This is a genomic window from Rhodospirillaceae bacterium, from assembly GCA_016722635.1.
Taxonomy (GTDB): Bacteria; Pseudomonadota; Alphaproteobacteria; order JAEUKQ01; family JAEUKQ01; genus JAEUKQ01.
On the sequence record JADKIX010000010.1, the window covers coordinates 526,542 to 542,499 of the forward strand.

The 15,958-nt window shown below is 44.3% G+C and carries 15 protein-coding genes and 2 tRNA genes; 13 read left to right on the forward strand and 4 right to left on the reverse strand.

The window, feature by feature from the left end; all coding sequences use genetic code 11:
• Positions 1-369 precede the first annotated feature (369 nt).
• The 3 genes from IPP67_06875 to IPP67_06885 all read left to right on the forward strand — a co-directional run bounded on the left by IPP67_06875 (position 370) and on the right by IPP67_06885 (position 2,291).
• Entirely contained in the window at positions 370-1,338 is a 969-nt protein-coding gene (locus IPP67_06875; protein MBL0338878.1) for a hypothetical protein, read from the forward strand.
• 158 nt (positions 1,339-1,496) lie between these two features.
• Positions 1,497-1,655: a hypothetical protein gene (locus IPP67_06880; protein MBL0338879.1), complete on the forward strand. Its 159-nt coding sequence runs from the start codon at positions 1,497-1,499 to the stop codon at positions 1,653-1,655.
• A gap of 162 nt (positions 1,656-1,817) precedes the next feature.
• Entirely contained in the window at positions 1,818-2,291 is a 474-nt protein-coding gene (locus tag IPP67_06885) for a hypothetical protein (protein MBL0338880.1), read from the forward strand.
• Between the two features lie 16 nt (positions 2,292-2,307).
• On the opposite strand, the gene IPP67_06890 is transcribed toward IPP67_06885, so the two are convergent.
• From IPP67_06890 to moaA, 4 genes are all read right to left on the reverse strand, one after another.
• The gene (locus IPP67_06890; protein MBL0338881.1) at positions 2,308-3,561 is read right to left on the reverse strand and encodes a molybdopterin molybdotransferase MoeA; all 1,254 of its coding nucleotides are present in this window, start codon (positions 3,559-3,561) and stop codon (positions 2,308-2,310) included.
• Entirely contained in the window at positions 3,542-4,621 is a 1,080-nt protein-coding gene (locus IPP67_06895) for an alkene reductase (GenBank protein ID MBL0338882.1), read from the reverse strand. The genes IPP67_06890 and IPP67_06895 overlap by 20 nt, the downstream gene beginning before the upstream one ends.
• A gap of 107 nt (positions 4,622-4,728) precedes the next feature.
• Positions 4,729-5,205: a cyclic pyranopterin monophosphate synthase MoaC gene (gene moaC / locus IPP67_06900; GenBank protein ID MBL0338883.1), complete on the reverse strand. Its 477-nt coding sequence runs from the start codon at positions 5,203-5,205 to the stop codon at positions 4,729-4,731.
• A gap of 34 nt (positions 5,206-5,239) precedes the next feature.
• Entirely contained in the window at positions 5,240-6,214 is a 975-nt protein-coding gene (moaA, locus tag IPP67_06905; protein MBL0338884.1) for a GTP 3',8-cyclase MoaA, read from the reverse strand.
• Between the two features lie 141 nt (positions 6,215-6,355).
• Here moaA and IPP67_06910 point away from each other — a divergent pair.
• The 10 genes from IPP67_06910 to rpoB all read left to right on the forward strand — a co-directional run bounded on the left by IPP67_06910 (position 6,356) and on the right by rpoB (position 15,953).
• A tRNA-Gly gene (locus IPP67_06910) sits at positions 6,356-6,429 on the forward strand.
• 219 nt (positions 6,430-6,648) lie between these two features.
• The gene (tuf, locus tag IPP67_06915; GenBank protein ID MBL0338885.1) at positions 6,649-7,857 is read left to right on the forward strand and encodes an elongation factor Tu; all 1,209 of its coding nucleotides are present in this window, start codon (positions 6,649-6,651) and stop codon (positions 7,855-7,857) included.
• A 60-nt stretch (positions 7,858-7,917) separates the two neighbouring features.
• Positions 7,918-7,994, forward strand: a tRNA-Trp gene (locus IPP67_06920).
• Positions 7,995-8,192: 198 nt separating this feature from the next.
• The gene (gene secE, locus IPP67_06925; GenBank protein ID MBL0338886.1) at positions 8,193-8,372 is read left to right on the forward strand and encodes a preprotein translocase subunit SecE; all 180 of its coding nucleotides are present in this window, start codon (positions 8,193-8,195) and stop codon (positions 8,370-8,372) included.
• Positions 8,373-8,396: 24 nt separating this feature from the next.
• Positions 8,397-8,927 carry a transcription termination/antitermination protein NusG gene (gene nusG, locus IPP67_06930; protein ID MBL0338887.1) on the forward strand — a complete coding sequence of 177 codons (531 nt, stop codon included), beginning with the start codon at positions 8,397-8,399 and terminating at the stop codon, positions 8,925-8,927.
• A gap of 115 nt (positions 8,928-9,042) precedes the next feature.
• Positions 9,043-9,471 (forward strand): 50S ribosomal protein L11, encoded by a 429-nt coding sequence (gene rplK / locus IPP67_06935; protein MBL0338888.1) that lies wholly within the window; start codon positions 9,043-9,045, stop codon positions 9,469-9,471.
• Between the two features lie 6 nt (positions 9,472-9,477).
• A complete protein-coding gene (gene rplA, locus IPP67_06940) occupies positions 9,478-10,176 on the forward strand; it encodes a 50S ribosomal protein L1 (GenBank protein MBL0338889.1) in 699 nt (232 codons plus the stop codon).
• Between the two features lie 316 nt (positions 10,177-10,492).
• Positions 10,493-11,011, forward strand: a complete 519-nt coding sequence (gene rplJ, locus IPP67_06945; protein MBL0338890.1) for a 50S ribosomal protein L10 — start codon at positions 10,493-10,495, stop codon at positions 11,009-11,011.
• A 37-nt stretch (positions 11,012-11,048) separates the two neighbouring features.
• Entirely contained in the window at positions 11,049-11,426 is a 378-nt protein-coding gene (gene rplL, locus IPP67_06950; protein ID MBL0338891.1) for a 50S ribosomal protein L7/L12, read from the forward strand.
• Positions 11,427-11,786: 360 nt separating this feature from the next.
• Positions 11,787-15,953: a DNA-directed RNA polymerase subunit beta gene (rpoB, locus tag IPP67_06955; protein MBL0338892.1), complete on the forward strand. Its 4,167-nt coding sequence runs from the start codon at positions 11,787-11,789 to the stop codon at positions 15,951-15,953.
• Positions 15,954-15,958: the final 5 nt, after the last annotated feature.

Genomic DNA, 15,958 nt, shown 5'->3' on the forward strand with positions numbered 1-15,958 from the left:
TCAAGCATTTTTTAGAGGATTGGCTGCGGGATAAAGAAAGAACTTTTCTTCACAAAAGAAATCAGGTGCGGAAGAAAAAAACAGGGATCAGGATTTATCACTTGGCTTTGCTTTTAACATAGAATTCATAATGACCTATTCTGGTTGTCAAATATAGTGATTTATGCTAGGTAAAATTAAAATCAGAACAGCGGGGAAGAAAATGCTTTGGTTGAATAAAATAGGATGCGGGTTGCTTGGGATGGCGGTTTGGCTGGCAGCTGGTATTTCGGTTCCACAAGTTGATTCAACCGCCAAAGAATTGTTATAAAACCTTTTCCGGCAGAATTATTAAAAAGTGATTTTAATAGCCTGGGTTCTTGTGGATTAGTGGTTGTTAAGGGAGATTTTAGTGATCCTGCAACATCGATATCTGGGACAAACGGCTTTGGTTTGATATGTGGGGTTAAAACAAAAAATACGTCAAAAATTTGGTTTGCCCGCATTGCCGCAGATGGCACCTATCTAAAGGGTCATTTTCTAGACCAATTGGTTAAAAGAATTGAATATGCCTATGAAGACGGAAGCATTCTCGGACTTGCCAATACCTCTATCCCTGCTTTTATCATGGTTGATCCTCAAGGAAAAATAGTTTGGCAGTATAAAACTAAGACTGCCGAAAGTTTGGCAGCAGAAAATATTGCCATTGCTGAAGTAAAAGATGGATATGTTATAACCTATTATTCTCATATGGTGGCGCAAACTTCATCTCAGGGTATTAATTATAAGTTATTAAAAATAGGGATTGAAAAAATTGACCGTTACGGAAAAATAATATGGACGAATGAGCTCAAAGAACCCATCCAAGAAAATGCTGCTTTATTTGGGGAAAATGGAGAGGCAGTAACAATAGAAACATTACAAGATTCCAAATTTGCCGTATCAATTACTACTCGTTTTTTGGATGCAAATAATAACCCTAGTGCTATCCATTATGAGGTACATTACTATAATATGGATGGCACTCGGAAGTATCGTCGTGGATTTAATGTTAAAGATGCAGCGGCTAATGCTGACCAAGCTTTTAGTGTTGATCCAAATGGTAACATGATATTTATAGGATATACAGGAGAAAGTCAGGAAGATTGGCAAACTTTAGAACAACTGCAATTCATATTTTTCAATAGCGATGGAGAAATCGTGTGGCGTCAACCAATAGTGCCCAGTATCCCTCCGCAAACTGATACTAAAACTAAAGTAGGCGCTATTTGTATGCTTTGGAAAGCATTACAAGACCCCCAAGGCGATTATGTGGTGATATGCGAACAGCGCTATGCGGATGTAGCTATGCGGATGTAAATGGGTGGGTATCTGATCAAAGCTACAATCAATTAATGGCGTATCGATTTAATCAAGAAGGGAAGGCAATATCTATTACTCCTCTTTTAAATGGAGAGGAAGTAAGGAAAAATTCGTATTTTGAATCTGAGGGGGAAGTTACGCCAGTTGGAAAGAATGTGGCTTTTTCGCAAGGACAATTGCTGATTGGGTTAACAAAACCTATGGTCGAATTATCCAAAGCAGAACTAGACCAATTGATGCTGCCTAAAAATTCAGGGCAGATCAGTGAAAAATTAGGGATTAAGATTTACCAAATTTCATTGCCAACCAAATAAAACTTAGGTCGCTGAAAAAATTAATTTAGGGGCTGGGATAGATGTTTAGGTTATCTGTCTAGTCTTAATCCATTGGTTGAGTAGGTTCAACTGTATTTTTGGAGTATTGAAATGTTGTTGAGGGATGCCATTTAACTTTCGCATGTGCCGCTGCCAGCACCTTTGATTTCAAGTGCTATCAATAAAAAATTCTGGACTTTAAGAATTTTTCTAGCCCTTTTCTTTTTGTTAGGTTTTGGCGTCATACCTGCCAACGCAAAAATTTATGGATCTACCTGGAAAATCGTTCGCGTTATCGATGCGGGTACTTTTGAGGTGATTATTCCTGATTTGCCGGTAAATGCTAATCATGCAGCTGTTTACTTGATAGTGGAAAAAAAATTAAAACTGCCCAGACTTTTAAAAGGTGCTTTGGAATCTTGTGGTAGAGAATATGATGCAGCGGTTAAAGCCCAACAATATGTTCAAGAGATAGTTAATAAAGCCAAACAGATTGGTTTCGGTAATCCTAAAGGCTTAGAAGAATTAATGCGGGGAGAAACTCACGAAATAACGGCTGATATCATGATCGATGATAAATTGTTGAATGATTTACTGAAAGAAAAGAATTTTATTAGGTATAATTGGTGCATATAAATACGTTAATTCTATTTTATATAAAGGCAGGCAGCCAAGGATAAAATCCTTTTTTCATGCCTGCTGATAAAACATTATCGCTTTCATCGGCTATAATCCAGCCGTTGGTTTTAAGTAAAGGCTGAATTTTGAAAGATTCTTGCCCCGCAAGAATTTCTGCCTTGAACTGTGCCTGATTATCAACAGCCCCGTAAGCCTTTAAGAACTGTTTCAAGCGGCTATTTTTATGATAATCATTGGTAAGCACGGCAGTTAAGGGCTGTTCTTGAGGTTGTCCTAGCAAATGCCTTAAAAACGGCAGAATAAAAAAACGAAAACCGATCACGGTTGAAACCGGGTTGCCCGGCAGGCCGAAAAAATAATGGCCATTTGGTAATTCGGCAAATAAGATGGGTTTCCCGGGGCGGATAGCCACACCATGGAATAAAACTTCCCCCCCCATATTCTCAATTGTGGAGGGGATCAGATCATATTTACCTTTGGAAACAGCGCCGGTTGTAATAATCAGACCGGGTTTTTCCTTAAGGATAATTTTTTCAATATTTTGCTGCCATAATTCCGCCCGGTCGGCCATCGGTGGATAGGCCTTGAAGGGCAAGGATAATTCAGCACATAAACAATCAATCATTGGCAAACTGCTGTTGTAGATTTTACCACCTGCCATTGCCTGGTGGGGGGAAGATAGCAACTCATCACCCGTTGCCAGAAAATGCAGGGTTGGCATCATTGACGTTTTCACGGTGTCTTGCCCAAACGCTGCTAGAACAGCCAATTCAGCTGCATGTAAGGGCTGACCTTTAGACAACAAAAATTGTCCTGTCTTCACATCGCTGCCGACTTGGCGAACATTCTGTGAAGCCTTTAAAGCTGTGCTGATGGTTAGGTGAGGGGAAGGGGTTGGAGAATAAATGGCTTCCTCAACCGGTAGCACTGTATCATACCCTGCAGGCAAAGGGGCCCCGGTATTAATTTCAAAAGCTTTTGGGGTGCGAAAGGGTGGTGGTGATACACTTTGTCCGGCTGTAACGGTGCCCACCACCGGAATGGAAATAGGGTTAGTGGTTGAGGCCGCATGGGTATGGCTGGATACTAAAGTAAATCCATCCAGGCCAGCATTGATAAAGCGAGGCAGGGGAAAAGGTGCCTTGAACTCTTCTGCCAAAAAATGCCCTCGGCCTTTTGCTAAAGGAAGCGTTTCCGTTAGCGATAAGCGCGATTGTTGTTGGATAATCCCCAGGGCATCGTGATAGCTAATTAATCCGGGTTTCATCAAATGTTCCTTGTAAAGCTGGATAATCAACATATCCCTTGGCCCCAGGGGTATAAAAAGTCGCAGGGTCGGATGGGTTTAAAGGTGCATTCAATGAAAAGCGACGGGGTAAATCAGGATTAGAGATGAATAAGTTACCAAATGCTACGGCATCTGCCTGGTTGTTTTTTAAAGCGTGCTCAGCCAGTTCTTTGGTAATTTTTTGATTAGCTATATAAACACCACCGAAAGCTTTTTTGATTTCAAGCCCCAACCGACCTTCTTTTAAGGATTCGCGAACAAAAATGAAGCCAATTTGGCGTTTGCCTAATTCTGCGGCGACATAGCGGAAAGTTTCAACCAAATGCGTGTCTTCATCGGGTAATTTATCGCTGCGGGGAGACAGATGTACCCCAACCCGCTTGGCTCCCCAAACGGAGATTGCGGCATCCGTTACCTCCAGCATCAAACGGGCGCGATTTTCAAGGGAACCACCATAACGATCATGACGTTGGTTGGTGCTTTCATGCAAAAATTGATCAAGCAGATAACCGTTGGCCCCATGAATTTCAACCCCATCAAATCCAGCGACTTTAGCGTTATAAGCCGCTTGCCGGTATGATTCGATAATATCGGGTATTTCCTTGGGTTCCAAAGCCCTCGGGACAACATACGGCCGTTGTGGCCGCAGCAGGCTAACATGGCCGGGGGCGGCGATGGCACTGGGGGCAACCGGTAATTTCCCGTTTAAAAAAATGGGATCAGAAATACGGCCTACATGCCACAATTGCAGAAAAATGCGCCCTTGTGCCTGATGAACGGCTTGTGTTGTTAATTTCCAGCCCTCGATTTGGGCAGATGACCAAATTCCAGGGGTATCTGCATAGCCAACCCCCATCGGGGAGATCGACGTGGCCTCCGCTATAATTAAACCGGCTGAGGCGCGTTGCTGGTAATATTTAGCCATCAACGCATTGGGGATACGTTCTTGTCCTGCTCGACTGCGGGTCAACGGGGCCATGATAATACGATTGGGAATGGTTAGCTCGCCAATTTTAAGAGGGTCAAATAAACCGACCAATATGTATCCTTTCATTTTTGTGACTGCCATTTTATATGGAGTGGGCAATTTGTATTATCAAGTTCTGTGGGAATAAAAATTGGCACGGGGGGGGGCTGGAATTTAAATTATCTTTTTTCTATTTCTGGCTTCAACCACTGTGGAACATATTCCTGATTCTGCCACAAGCCATTTTTCCCGCCCTCTTTATATATCAATTTAATCTGATGAATCACTAAAAGGCTATCCAACATTTTGGTTAAATCATAAACCGTTAATAGAGCACCGGATACGGCTTGCAATGCCTCCATTTCCACGCCAGTTTTATAATGGGTACGCACCAGGCCATAGGCATGGATAGAAGAATTGTTGCGGTCCGGTTTTAGCCAAACCTTTATTTTTTCGATGGGTAAGGGATGGCATAGGGGAATTAACTGGGCGGTCATCTTGGCTGCTTGGATGCCAGCAATTTCTGCTAAAATCAAAGCATCTCCCTTAGGCAGGCGGCGTTCGACCACCTGCTTAAAAACATGAGGGCTAAGGGTGATATAGCCGGTGGCCACTGCTTGGCGAAAGGTTGCCTGCTTATCTCCAACATCAATCATTTATAGGCAGCGGTATTTTCCTCAGGCATAGTACTTATCCTCCGATTGAAGCAAGGTGCGGCGTAATACCGGTATGACCCTGTTGCAAACGGTGGGTTTCTTCTTTTAGGTTTAAGGCGCCGATAATGGCTTTTTGTAGGGCAGATAACTGGTCATCATGTTGCAACAATGGTCTTAAGTCATGACGCCCATCACCGAAAAGGCATAATTGTAGCCCACCCTTAGCGCTTACCCGCAAACGGTTACAACTCGCGCAAAAATTCTTTCCGTAAGGGGTAATTAGCCCAATGGTTCCTTGAAATTTAGGGTGTGAAAATTCGCGGGCAGGGCCAGCCGCAACTGCCCGGGGGATTTCCTGCCAACCGCTATTTAATAAGAAATCTTCAACCACTTGGCCAGATACATGGTGTTTTTGAAAAAATTCTTTTGTATGGCCGGTTTCCATCAATTCAATAAAACGGATGCTGAAAGATCTATTTCTAACCCATTCTATGAATTGGCTGATGTCTTGGTCGTTATACTCTTTCATTAGAACCGCATTTATTTTAATTTTTTGGAACCCTATCTTTTTTGCCAAATCAATGCCCTCCAGGATTTCCAGCAATTTGTTTTGGCCGGTGATTTCTTGGAATTTTTTGGGGTCAAGCGAATCGATGCTGACGTTTAAATAACGCACGCCTGCTTCATAATATAAAACGGCTTTTTGTAATAAATTATATCCATTGGTGGTTAGGGCAATGTGGGTAATTTGGGGGATAGAACGGATGGCTTCAATGATATGAGGTAAGTCCGTACGGATAGTTGGCTCTCCCCCTGTTAAACGAATTTTCCAAACTCCTAAAGCCGCGAATCCACGCACTAACCTACTAATTTCATCCACTGTTAAAAATTGTTGTTTGCCCTTATTCTCATATCCATTAGGCAAACAATACCTACAGCGAAAATTGCAGGAATCCGTTATGGAAAGCCTTAAATAAGGAAATGATCGCCCAAAAAGATCCTGCAGCAATTTTTTGTTGTCCTAGGTGCTTCAGCTAAGAAAAAATCTGGTAAGTGGGATGATAAAAACCGATTTTTATGAAAGCTTTATCATAAAACGATTTTTTGTTTTGACTAGTAAAAATAAAACAGGTAAAAAATGCTCTGACATGCGGGTGTAGCTCAATGGTAGAGTCCCAGCCTTCCAAGCTGGTTACGCGGGTCCGATTCCCGTCACCCGCTCCAACACAATGGATGAAAGCCAATTCCCGTAGATAAGGGGGTGTTTTGTTTTTATAAAAACCGTTGGCGATCAAATAAAATCTGGTTATTTATGGCTTGACAGAAAGTTGTTTACCCATCAGATATTCTAGAAACGGGTAAGGTGTATTCTCCGTCAGGGAATATGGTTTTTATCACAGGCAGTAAATATTTTAAATTGAATAATTTAAAGGATGAGAAGAGATGGCGAAAGCGAGATTTGAGCGGACGAAGTTGCACTGTAACGTAGGGACGATAGGGCACGTTGATCATGGTAAGACGACGACGACTGCGGCGTTGACGAAGATCTCTGCGGAGGTATATGGGAAGACGAAGTATGTGGCGTATGATGAGGTAGCGAAGGCGTCTGAGTCGCAGGGGCGGAGGGATCCGACGAAGATATTGACGATTGCGACGTCGCATGTGGAATATGAGACGAAGGGGCGGCACTATGCGCATGTGGACTGTCCTGGGCATGCGGATTATGTGAAGAACATGATAACGGGTGCGGCGCAGATGGACGGGGCGATATTGGTGGTATCAGCGGAAGACGGGCCGATGCCGCAGACACGTGAACATATATTATTGGCGCGGCAGGTGGGTGTGCCGGCGTTGGTGGTATTTTTGAACAAAGTGGACAAGGTGGATGATCCGGAGTTATTGGACTTGGTGGAATTGGAGATTAGGGATTTATTGACGCATTATAACTACCCTGGGGACAAGATACCGATTGTGCGAGGGTCTGCGTTGAGTGCGGTGAATGGGACTAATCCGCAGCTTGGGAAGGAAGCGATACTGAAGTTGATGGAAGCGATTGACACGTATATTCCGCAGCCTGTGCGTCCGAAGGACAAGGCATTTTTGATGCCGATTGAGGATGTGTTTTCGATCTCTGGGCGAGGGACGGTGGTGACAGGGCGAATTGAGCGGGGTGTTGTGAAGGTAGGGGAGGAAGTGGAGATTATCGGGTTGAAGGATACGGTTAAGACGACAGTGACGGGAGTTGAGATGTTCCGGAAGTTGTTGGACAGTGGAGAGGCAGGGGACAATGTGGGGGCGTTGTTGCGCGGGACGAAGCGAGAGGATGTGGAGCGTGGGCAGGTATTGGCGAAGCCTGGGTCGATTACGCCGCACACGAAATTTAAGGCGGAGGCGTATATTTTAAAGAAAGAAGAGGGCGGGCGTCATACGCCGTTCTTTACGAATTACCGGCCGCAATTTTACTTTCGGACGACGGATGTGACGGGAGTGGTGCAGTTGCCTGCTGGTACGGAGATGGTGATGCCGGGTGATAATATAGCGGTGGATGTGCAGTTGATTGCGCCGATTGCCATGGATGAGGGGTTGCGTTTTGCTATCCGTGAGGGCGGCAAGACTGTTGGTGCCGGTGTCGTCACCAAAATCGTCGAATAATTAACTCTTGTAAGACGGTGAGGGGTTGTGAATTGATCCTTCACCGTCTTGTTTTTTTTTAGGAGTGTAGCTCAATTGGCTAGAGCACCGGTCTCCAAAACCGGGGGTTGGGGGTTCGACTCCCTCCACTCCTGCCACCTTAAAATCAAGTATCGGGGCGGGAATAGCGTGGGAATTAGTTTTATACCATGCTGATCCGTTGACGTTGTATTTTTGGCATTTAAATGTAAGCAATTGATAATTGCAGTAAAAGATTAATGGGTGATTGTTTTCCCTTGACTTATCTTGTTAAGTCTGCCAAAAAAACCAAGTTTTCAAATATACTGGTAGATCCAATGAAATTGTTACAATTCTATCGACAAGTCGTTCAAGAAACAAAAAAAGTTGCCTGGCCAACAAGGCGTGAAACCCTGATCACAGCCTTAATGGTTGTGGTTTTAACTGTAGTGGCGTCGCTTTTCTTTTTTTTGGCAGATCAGCTATTTGCTTATGTTATCGGATCGATTATCGGTTAAACAGAAAAGTTAAGGAGTGCGCTTGTGGCGTTGCGTTGGTATGTCATCCATGTATATTCGGGGTTTGAGCGGAAAGTTGCTGCTTCTATTCAGGAGCAGGCCCAAAAAAAGGATATGCGAGATAAGTTTGCAGAAATTTTGATTCCCACGGAAGAAGTGATTGAGGTCCGTAGGGGGGCGAAAGTTAGTGCGGAACGCAAATTTTTTCCGGGCTATGTCCTGATTAAAATGGATCTCAGTGACGAAACCTGGCATTTGGTCAAAAGCACCCCAAAAGTCACGGGTTTCTTGGGTAGTAGGGATCGTCCTTCCCCTATTTCTGAAGATGAGGCAATGCGTATCTTGACTCAAATGAAAGAGGGTGTTGAGCGGCCTAAACATTCTGTTTCTTTTGAGATTGGCGAACAGGTGCGAGTGACAGATGGGCCTTTCACAACCTTTAGTGGGATGGTGGAGGGGGTTGATTTGGAAAAAAACCGCTTGCGGGTCGCTGTGTCGATTTTCGGTCGTTCGACGCCGGTGGAGCTTGAATATTCACAAGTGGAAAAAGTTTAGTATCAGAGAAATTAACAATATTCGGCGGGAGACTTGGCCAGAGTTGCTGACCGCCACTTTCTATGTTTAACAATAAAATCTGGCTTTGTTGTTGGCCTTATGATTGGAGTTTAAAATGGCAAAAAAAATCGTTGGTTATATTAAATTGCAAGTTCCGGCGGGTAAAGCAAACCCATCGCCGCCGATTGGCCCTGCATTAGGGCAGCGTGGCTTAAATATTATGGAATTCTGCAAGAATTTTAATGCACAGACACAAGGGATGGAAGCTGGGATGCCAATTCCAGTTGTCATTACGTGCTTTTCCGATAAATCATTTACTTTTGTAATGAAGACACCGCCCGTCAGCTATTTCTTGCTAAAAGCTGCGGGTTTGGAAAAAGGTTCGCAAACCACTGGTAAAACGGTTGTTGGTAAGGTTGCAATTGATGAAGTTCGTGCAATTGCCAAAAAGAAAATGGCTGATCTGAACGCAAATGATTTAGAAGCGGCCATATCCATGGTTAAGGGGTCAGCACGTTCAATGGGCATTCAGATTGTGGAGTAATGGATAATGGCGTTTGTAGGGAAAAGACTAACAAAAGCTTATGGATTGGTTGATCGCAATAAATCTTATGCGTTAGATGAGGCGATTAAAATTTTAAAGAAAACGGCTTCAGCTAAATTTGATGAAACAGTCGAAATTGCTATGAATCTTAGCGTTGATCCGCGTCAAGCAGAGCAATCCGTACGTGGGGTGGTTCAGCTGCCCAACGGGACTGGTAAGCAAGTTAGGGTGGCTGTTTTTGCCAAGCCTGATAAAGCGAAGCAAGCATTGGAAGCGGGTGCCGACATTGTGGGTGCAGATGATTTGGCTGAAAAAGTGTTGGCAGGCCAAATTGATTTTGATCGTTGTATTGCAACGCCCGATATGATGGGTGTTGTAGGAAAACTGGGAAAAGTTTTAGGGCCACGTGGGTTGATGCCAAATCCTAAATTAGGTACTGTAACCGCTGATGTGGCGCAGGCTGTAAGGGCTGTTAAGGGTGGCCAAGTAGAATTTCGTGCTGAGAAAACAGGGATTGTGCATGCCGGTATTGGTAAGGCTAGCTTTACGGAGCAAGCCCTTAACCAAAATATTAAGTTTTTTGTGGCGGCCATTCAACGGTCAAAGCCATCTGGGACAAAAGGCAGTTATGTGCGCAAGATTTCGATCAGTTCCACGATGGGGCCTGGTTTAAAACTTGAATTATCTAGCGTACAGGATGCTTAAGGATTTTACCGTATCAAGATTGATGCGGGGACAAAGTTTCCCGGGGAAACCCGGGAATGGTTGAATTAAGAAATTTTTTCAACCGTCTTCCTGTCCAAAGACTGCAGGGGTTGGTGTCATTGATTGTTGATAACTGACTTAATTTTCCCGGCATAGGAGAAAGAAGCAAGAAACCATGAAACATCTTTTGATGGCCATGTTGTCTCTTAAACTTCCAGGACAGGTGACAAAATGTTTCCTTCAGTTTTTTATGAAGGAAATTCGCAGCTAACCATGTTAAGCCGGGTGGTTTAACATAACCTTTGGAGAAGTATCAGTGAATCGAACAGAAAAAGAAGAACTGGTCGAATCTTTGCGACAATCGTTAAATAAGGCAGGTGTTGTTTTGGTAACGCATAATGCCGGTTTAACCGTTGCAGAGGTTACTGATTTACGTAAGGTTGTACGTAAATCGGGAGCGACTTATAAAGTTGCCAAAAATAGGTTAGCCTGTATCGCCTTGGAAGGAACAAAGTTTGAAGTAGCGAAATCTATATTCAAGGGCCCAACCGCGCTGATTTGCGCCGAAGAACCTATTGCAGTTGCCAAAGCTATTATGGCTTATGCAAGCAGCAATCCTAAATTAAAGATTGTTGGGGGTTGTTTGGATGGTCAGTTGTTGGATGAGAAGGCTGTTAAAACGCTTTCTACCTTGCCGTCGCTTAACGAACTACGGGCTCGAATTCTTGGCATGTTGCAAACACCTGCCACGCGTTTGGCCACTGTATTGCAGGCACCTGCATCTCAGATGGCACGTGTTGTCCAGGCTTACAGCAAAAAAGAACAGGCAGCCTAATATCATTTATAATCAATAGAAGTTTAAGGAGACAGAAATGGCTGATTTACAGCAATTGGTAAACGATTTATCGAAATTAACCGTATTAGAAGCGGCCGAATTAAGCAAAAAACTGGAGCAAGCATGGGGTGTTTCTGCTGCTGCTCAAGTGATGTCGGCCGGTCCTGCAGCTGGTGCTGCAGCTGCAGCCCCTGCTGCTGAAAAAGAAGACTTTACGGTTGTATTGGTAAATGCTGGCGCCAATAAAATCAACGTGATTAAAGAAGTGCGTGCCATTACGGGCTTGGGCTTAAAAGAAGCAAAAGACCTGGTTGAAGGCGCGCCGAAGAATATTAAAGAAGGCGTCAATAAAGCGGAAGCTCAGGATTTGAAAAAGAAACTTGAAGATGCTGGCGCTAAGATTGAACTGAAATAAGGCTGATAGAGAGGATTGGTAGAATCAGATAAAGTCATTCTACCAACCTTCTATTAAAATAAAAAATAAAAAAATTAGCTTATAGACGTGTCAGCGTCTTTAGGCTAATTTCCATTACTTCGTAAAAATACTTCATTATTCGCAGTATATGCTTTCGTAAGGCCAATTAGTATCGGAAGAGACAACACTTTTCTCAGGTTATCCGCTTCATATTTAAGGGCGAGGTGAAGCGGAGAAATTATAATATCAAGGAATAATAGTGTTAAGGATTGAAATTTTTTAGGTATGACGCTGGACAGAGACGTTTCACCATATTTTATCATCAGTTTTTATTATTGCTAAGCAGACGGGATCATCCACATGACAAAAACATTAGCTGGTCGTAGGCGCGTTCGGAAAAATTTTGGGCGTATCCCCGAAATTGTGACGATGCCAAATCTTATCGAAATGCAAAAAAATTCTTATGATCAGTTCCTTCAGATCCATATCAAACCGGAAAACCGCCAAGACATAGGTTTGCAGGAGGTTTTTAAATCCGTTTTTCCGATTAATGATTTTGCCGGTCGTTCAGAATTGCAATTTGTGCAGTATGAATTTGATGAACCGAAATATGACGTGGATGAATGCCAGCAACGGGGGATGACTTTTGCGGCCCCTTTGAAAACTACCTTGCGCTTGATTGTTTGGGATATAGAGGAGGATACGGGGGCTCGCTCCATTCGTGACATCAAAGAACAAGAAGTATATATGGGCGACATGCCGTTGATGACGAATAAGGGTACCTTTATCGTTAATGGCACAGAACGTGTTATTGTTAGCCAAATGCATCGCTCGCCTGGCGTTTTCTTTGATCATGATGGCGGAAAAACCCACTCTTCAGGCAAGTATTTGTTTGGTGCCCGTGTTATTCCTTATCGCGGCTCTTGGTTGGATTTTGAGTTTGATGCGAAAGATATGTTATTCGTGCGCATTGACCGGCGGCGCAAATTGTCAGCGGCAACCTTTTTGATGTCCTTGTGGAATGATCAGGTTGAAGAAATTGTTGCACAAGGTAAGACTCCAGACGAACAGGATATTCGTTTTGGGGGGATGACGCCGGAACAAATTTTACAAACTTTCTACAGCCAAATTGTATATACTCGCAATAAAAAGAAGGGTTGGCAAACCGCTTTTAATCCTCAGCAATTAAAGGGGACAAAATTAACCCATGATTTTGTTAATGCCGCTAATGGGGAAGTTTTGGCTGAAGCAGGTGCCAAGATTACTCCCCGTGTTCTTAAAAAACTAGAAGAATCAGGTGTTAAAAATCAACTGGTAATCCCTGCTGAGTTGGTGGGTAAATATGTTGGGGCAGATCTTATTAATGAGGCCACGGGTGAGATTTACGTCGAAGCTGGCGAAGAACTAACGGAAGAGGTATTGGCAAAGCTTGAAAAAGCAGGTGTACAAGAAATTTCCACTTTAGCCATTGATCATATCAATGTTGGTCCTTATTTGCGCAATACCTTGTTTGCCGACCGTAACCGGACGCGCGAAGAAGCGTTGTTGGATGTGTACCGCGTCATGCGCCCCGGTGAGCCACCGACATTAGATGCTGCCCACACTTTATTCCAAAATCTGTTTTTTGATATTGAACGGTATGATCTTTCGGCTGTCGGCCGGGTCAAGATGAATGCACGTTTGAATTTTAAAACGGATGACCAGGTTCGTATTTTGAGGAAAGAGGATATTCTGGCTATCGTTAAAACGATGCTGGAACTGAAGGATGGGCGCGGCGAAATAGACGACATTGATCATTTGGGCAATCGTCGTATCCGCTCTGTCGGTGAGTTGCTTGAAAACCAATATCGTATTGGGTTGTTGAGGATGGAGCGGGCCATTCGCGAACGCATGAGTTCGGTCGAGATTGATACGGTCATGCCGCATGACCTTGTCAATGCGAAGCCTGTTGCTGCGGTTGTCCGCGAATTTTTTGGCTCTTCACAATTATCCCAGTTTATGGACCAAACCAATCCATTGTCGGAAATTACCCACAAACGGCGTCTTTCTGCTTTAGGGCCAGGGGGGTTAACCCGGGAACGCGCTGGTTTTGAGGTGCGTGACGTACATCCCAGCCATTATGGGCGTATTTGTCCTATTGAAACGCCGGAGGGTCCGAATATCGGGCTGATTAACAGTTTGGCAACATACGCCCGTGTTAACCAGTATGGTTTTATTGAAACGCCTTACCGCAAGGTCGAGAACGGCGCAATCGTTGGTCAAGAAATTGTTTACCTTTCGGCGATGGAAGAGGGTAACCACGTGATTGCCCAGGCCAATGCTAAATTGGACAGCAAGGGGCGTTTAATTGATGACTTGGTCCAATGTCGTTGTGGGGACGATTTCGTCCTGCGTCGCCCGGCAGATATCTCCTATATTGACGTTTCACCCAAACAATTGGTTTCGGTCGCGGCCGCTCTCATCCCCTTCTTGGAAAATGATGACGCTAACCGGGCGCTGATGGGTTCCAACATGCAACGTCAGGCCGTACCCTTGTTGCAAACAGACGCCCCTTTGGTGGGTACAGGGATGGAAGGGCAGGTTGCCCGCGATTCCGGAGCAACCATTGTAGCAAAGCGTGCAGGTATCGTGGATCAGGTTGATGCCATCCGTATTGTGGTAAAGGCCAGTGAAAAAGGCAATTATGACAGCCCTGGTGTGGATATTTACAATTTGTTGAAATTCCAGCGCTCCAACCAAAGCACTTGTATTACCCAAAAACCATTGGTGAAGGTGGGTGATCAGGTTGCCGCCGGTGATACGATTGCCGATGGTCCTTCCACCCAAGATGGTGAATTGGCACTCGGGCGCAATATCCTTTGTGCTTTTATGCCCTGGCAAGGATATAATTTTGAAGATTCCATCTTGGTTTCTGAACGGTTAGTCAAAGATGACGTCCTCACTTCAATCCATATGGAAGAATTTGAAGTAATGGCACGCGATACCAAATTGGGCCAAGAGGATATCACCCGTGATATCCCCAATGTGGGTGAAGAAGCTTTGAGAAACCTGGACGAAGCTGGTGTGGTATATATCGGTGCCGAAGTAAAGCCGGGTGATATTTTAGTGGGCAAAGTTACACCGAAAGGTGAAAGCCCCATGACACCGGAAGAAAAATTGTTGCGTGCCATTTTCGGCGAAAAAGCTTCCGACGTTCGTGATACGTCTTTAAGGTTGCCTCCCGGTGTTTCTGGGACGATTGTTGAGGTGCGTATTTTCTCGCGGCGTGGTATTGAGAAAGATGAACGTGCCATGGCCATTGAAAGGGCAGAGATCGAGCATTTTGCCAAAGACCGGGATGTAGAAAAGGGAATTTTAGAGCGCAGTTTCTACAGCCAACTGAAAGAGTTGTTGCTGGGCCAGGTTGTTGTTAGCGGCCCCAAGGGGCTTAAGGTGGAAACCAAGATCACGGATAAAGTACTCAAGGATTTTACCGAAGGCCAATGGCGTGCCATCGGCATTAAAAACGACAAGAAGATGGCGGAAATTGAGGCTATCAGAGGTCAGTTTGAAGAAAGCATTGGGGCTTTAGAAAAACGCTTTAACAGTAAGGTTGAAAAATTGCAGCGGGGGGATGAATTGCCACCCGGTGTGATGAAGATGGTGAAAGTTTTTGTGGCGGTAAAGCGTAAGATTCAGCCCGGTGATAAAATGGCTGGCCGACATGGGAATAAAGGGGTGGTTTCAAAAATTATCCCTGTTGAGGATATGCCTTATTTGGAAGATGGAACACCGATTGATATTGTGCTGAATCCTTTAGGGGTGCCAAGCCGTATGAACGTTGGTCAAATCCTTGAAACCCATTTAGGTTGGGCTTGTGCGAATTTAGGACGCCAGGTTGCCGCTTTGGTTAATAATTATAACCTAACCAATAAGGCCGAAGAATTGCGCAAAAAGCTCAAATCAATTTATGGTTCAACCATTTTCAAAAGTTCTATTGAAGATTTGAAAGATGAACAGTTGTTAGAAATGTCAACGCGTTTATGCGGCGGCATACCAATTGCGTCACCGGTTTTCGATGGGGCCCGCGAAGAAGATATTGTGACTATGCTTGAGCAATCTGGCATAGATCGCTCAGGTCAGGTTACCTTGATTGATGGGCGAACGGGGGAGTCATTCGACCGTAAAGTAACCGTCGGTTATATTTATATGTTGAAACTACACCATTTGGTTGACGATAAGATCCACGCCCGCTCGATCGGACCCTACAGCTTAGTAACCCAGCAACCTTTAGGTGGTAAGGCGCAATTTGGCGGCCAACGCTTTGGGGAAATGGAAGTATGGGCCTTGGAAGCATACGGGGCGGCTTATACATTGCAAGAAATGTTGACCATTAAATCTGATGACGTTTCCGGCCGGACGAAGGCTTATGAAGCCATTGTTCGAGGGGATGATAATTTCGAGGCCGGGATACCTGAATCATTCAACGTTTTGGTGAAGGAGTTGCGTTCATTAGGCTTAAATATTGAACTAAACCAGGATAGTTAATTTGT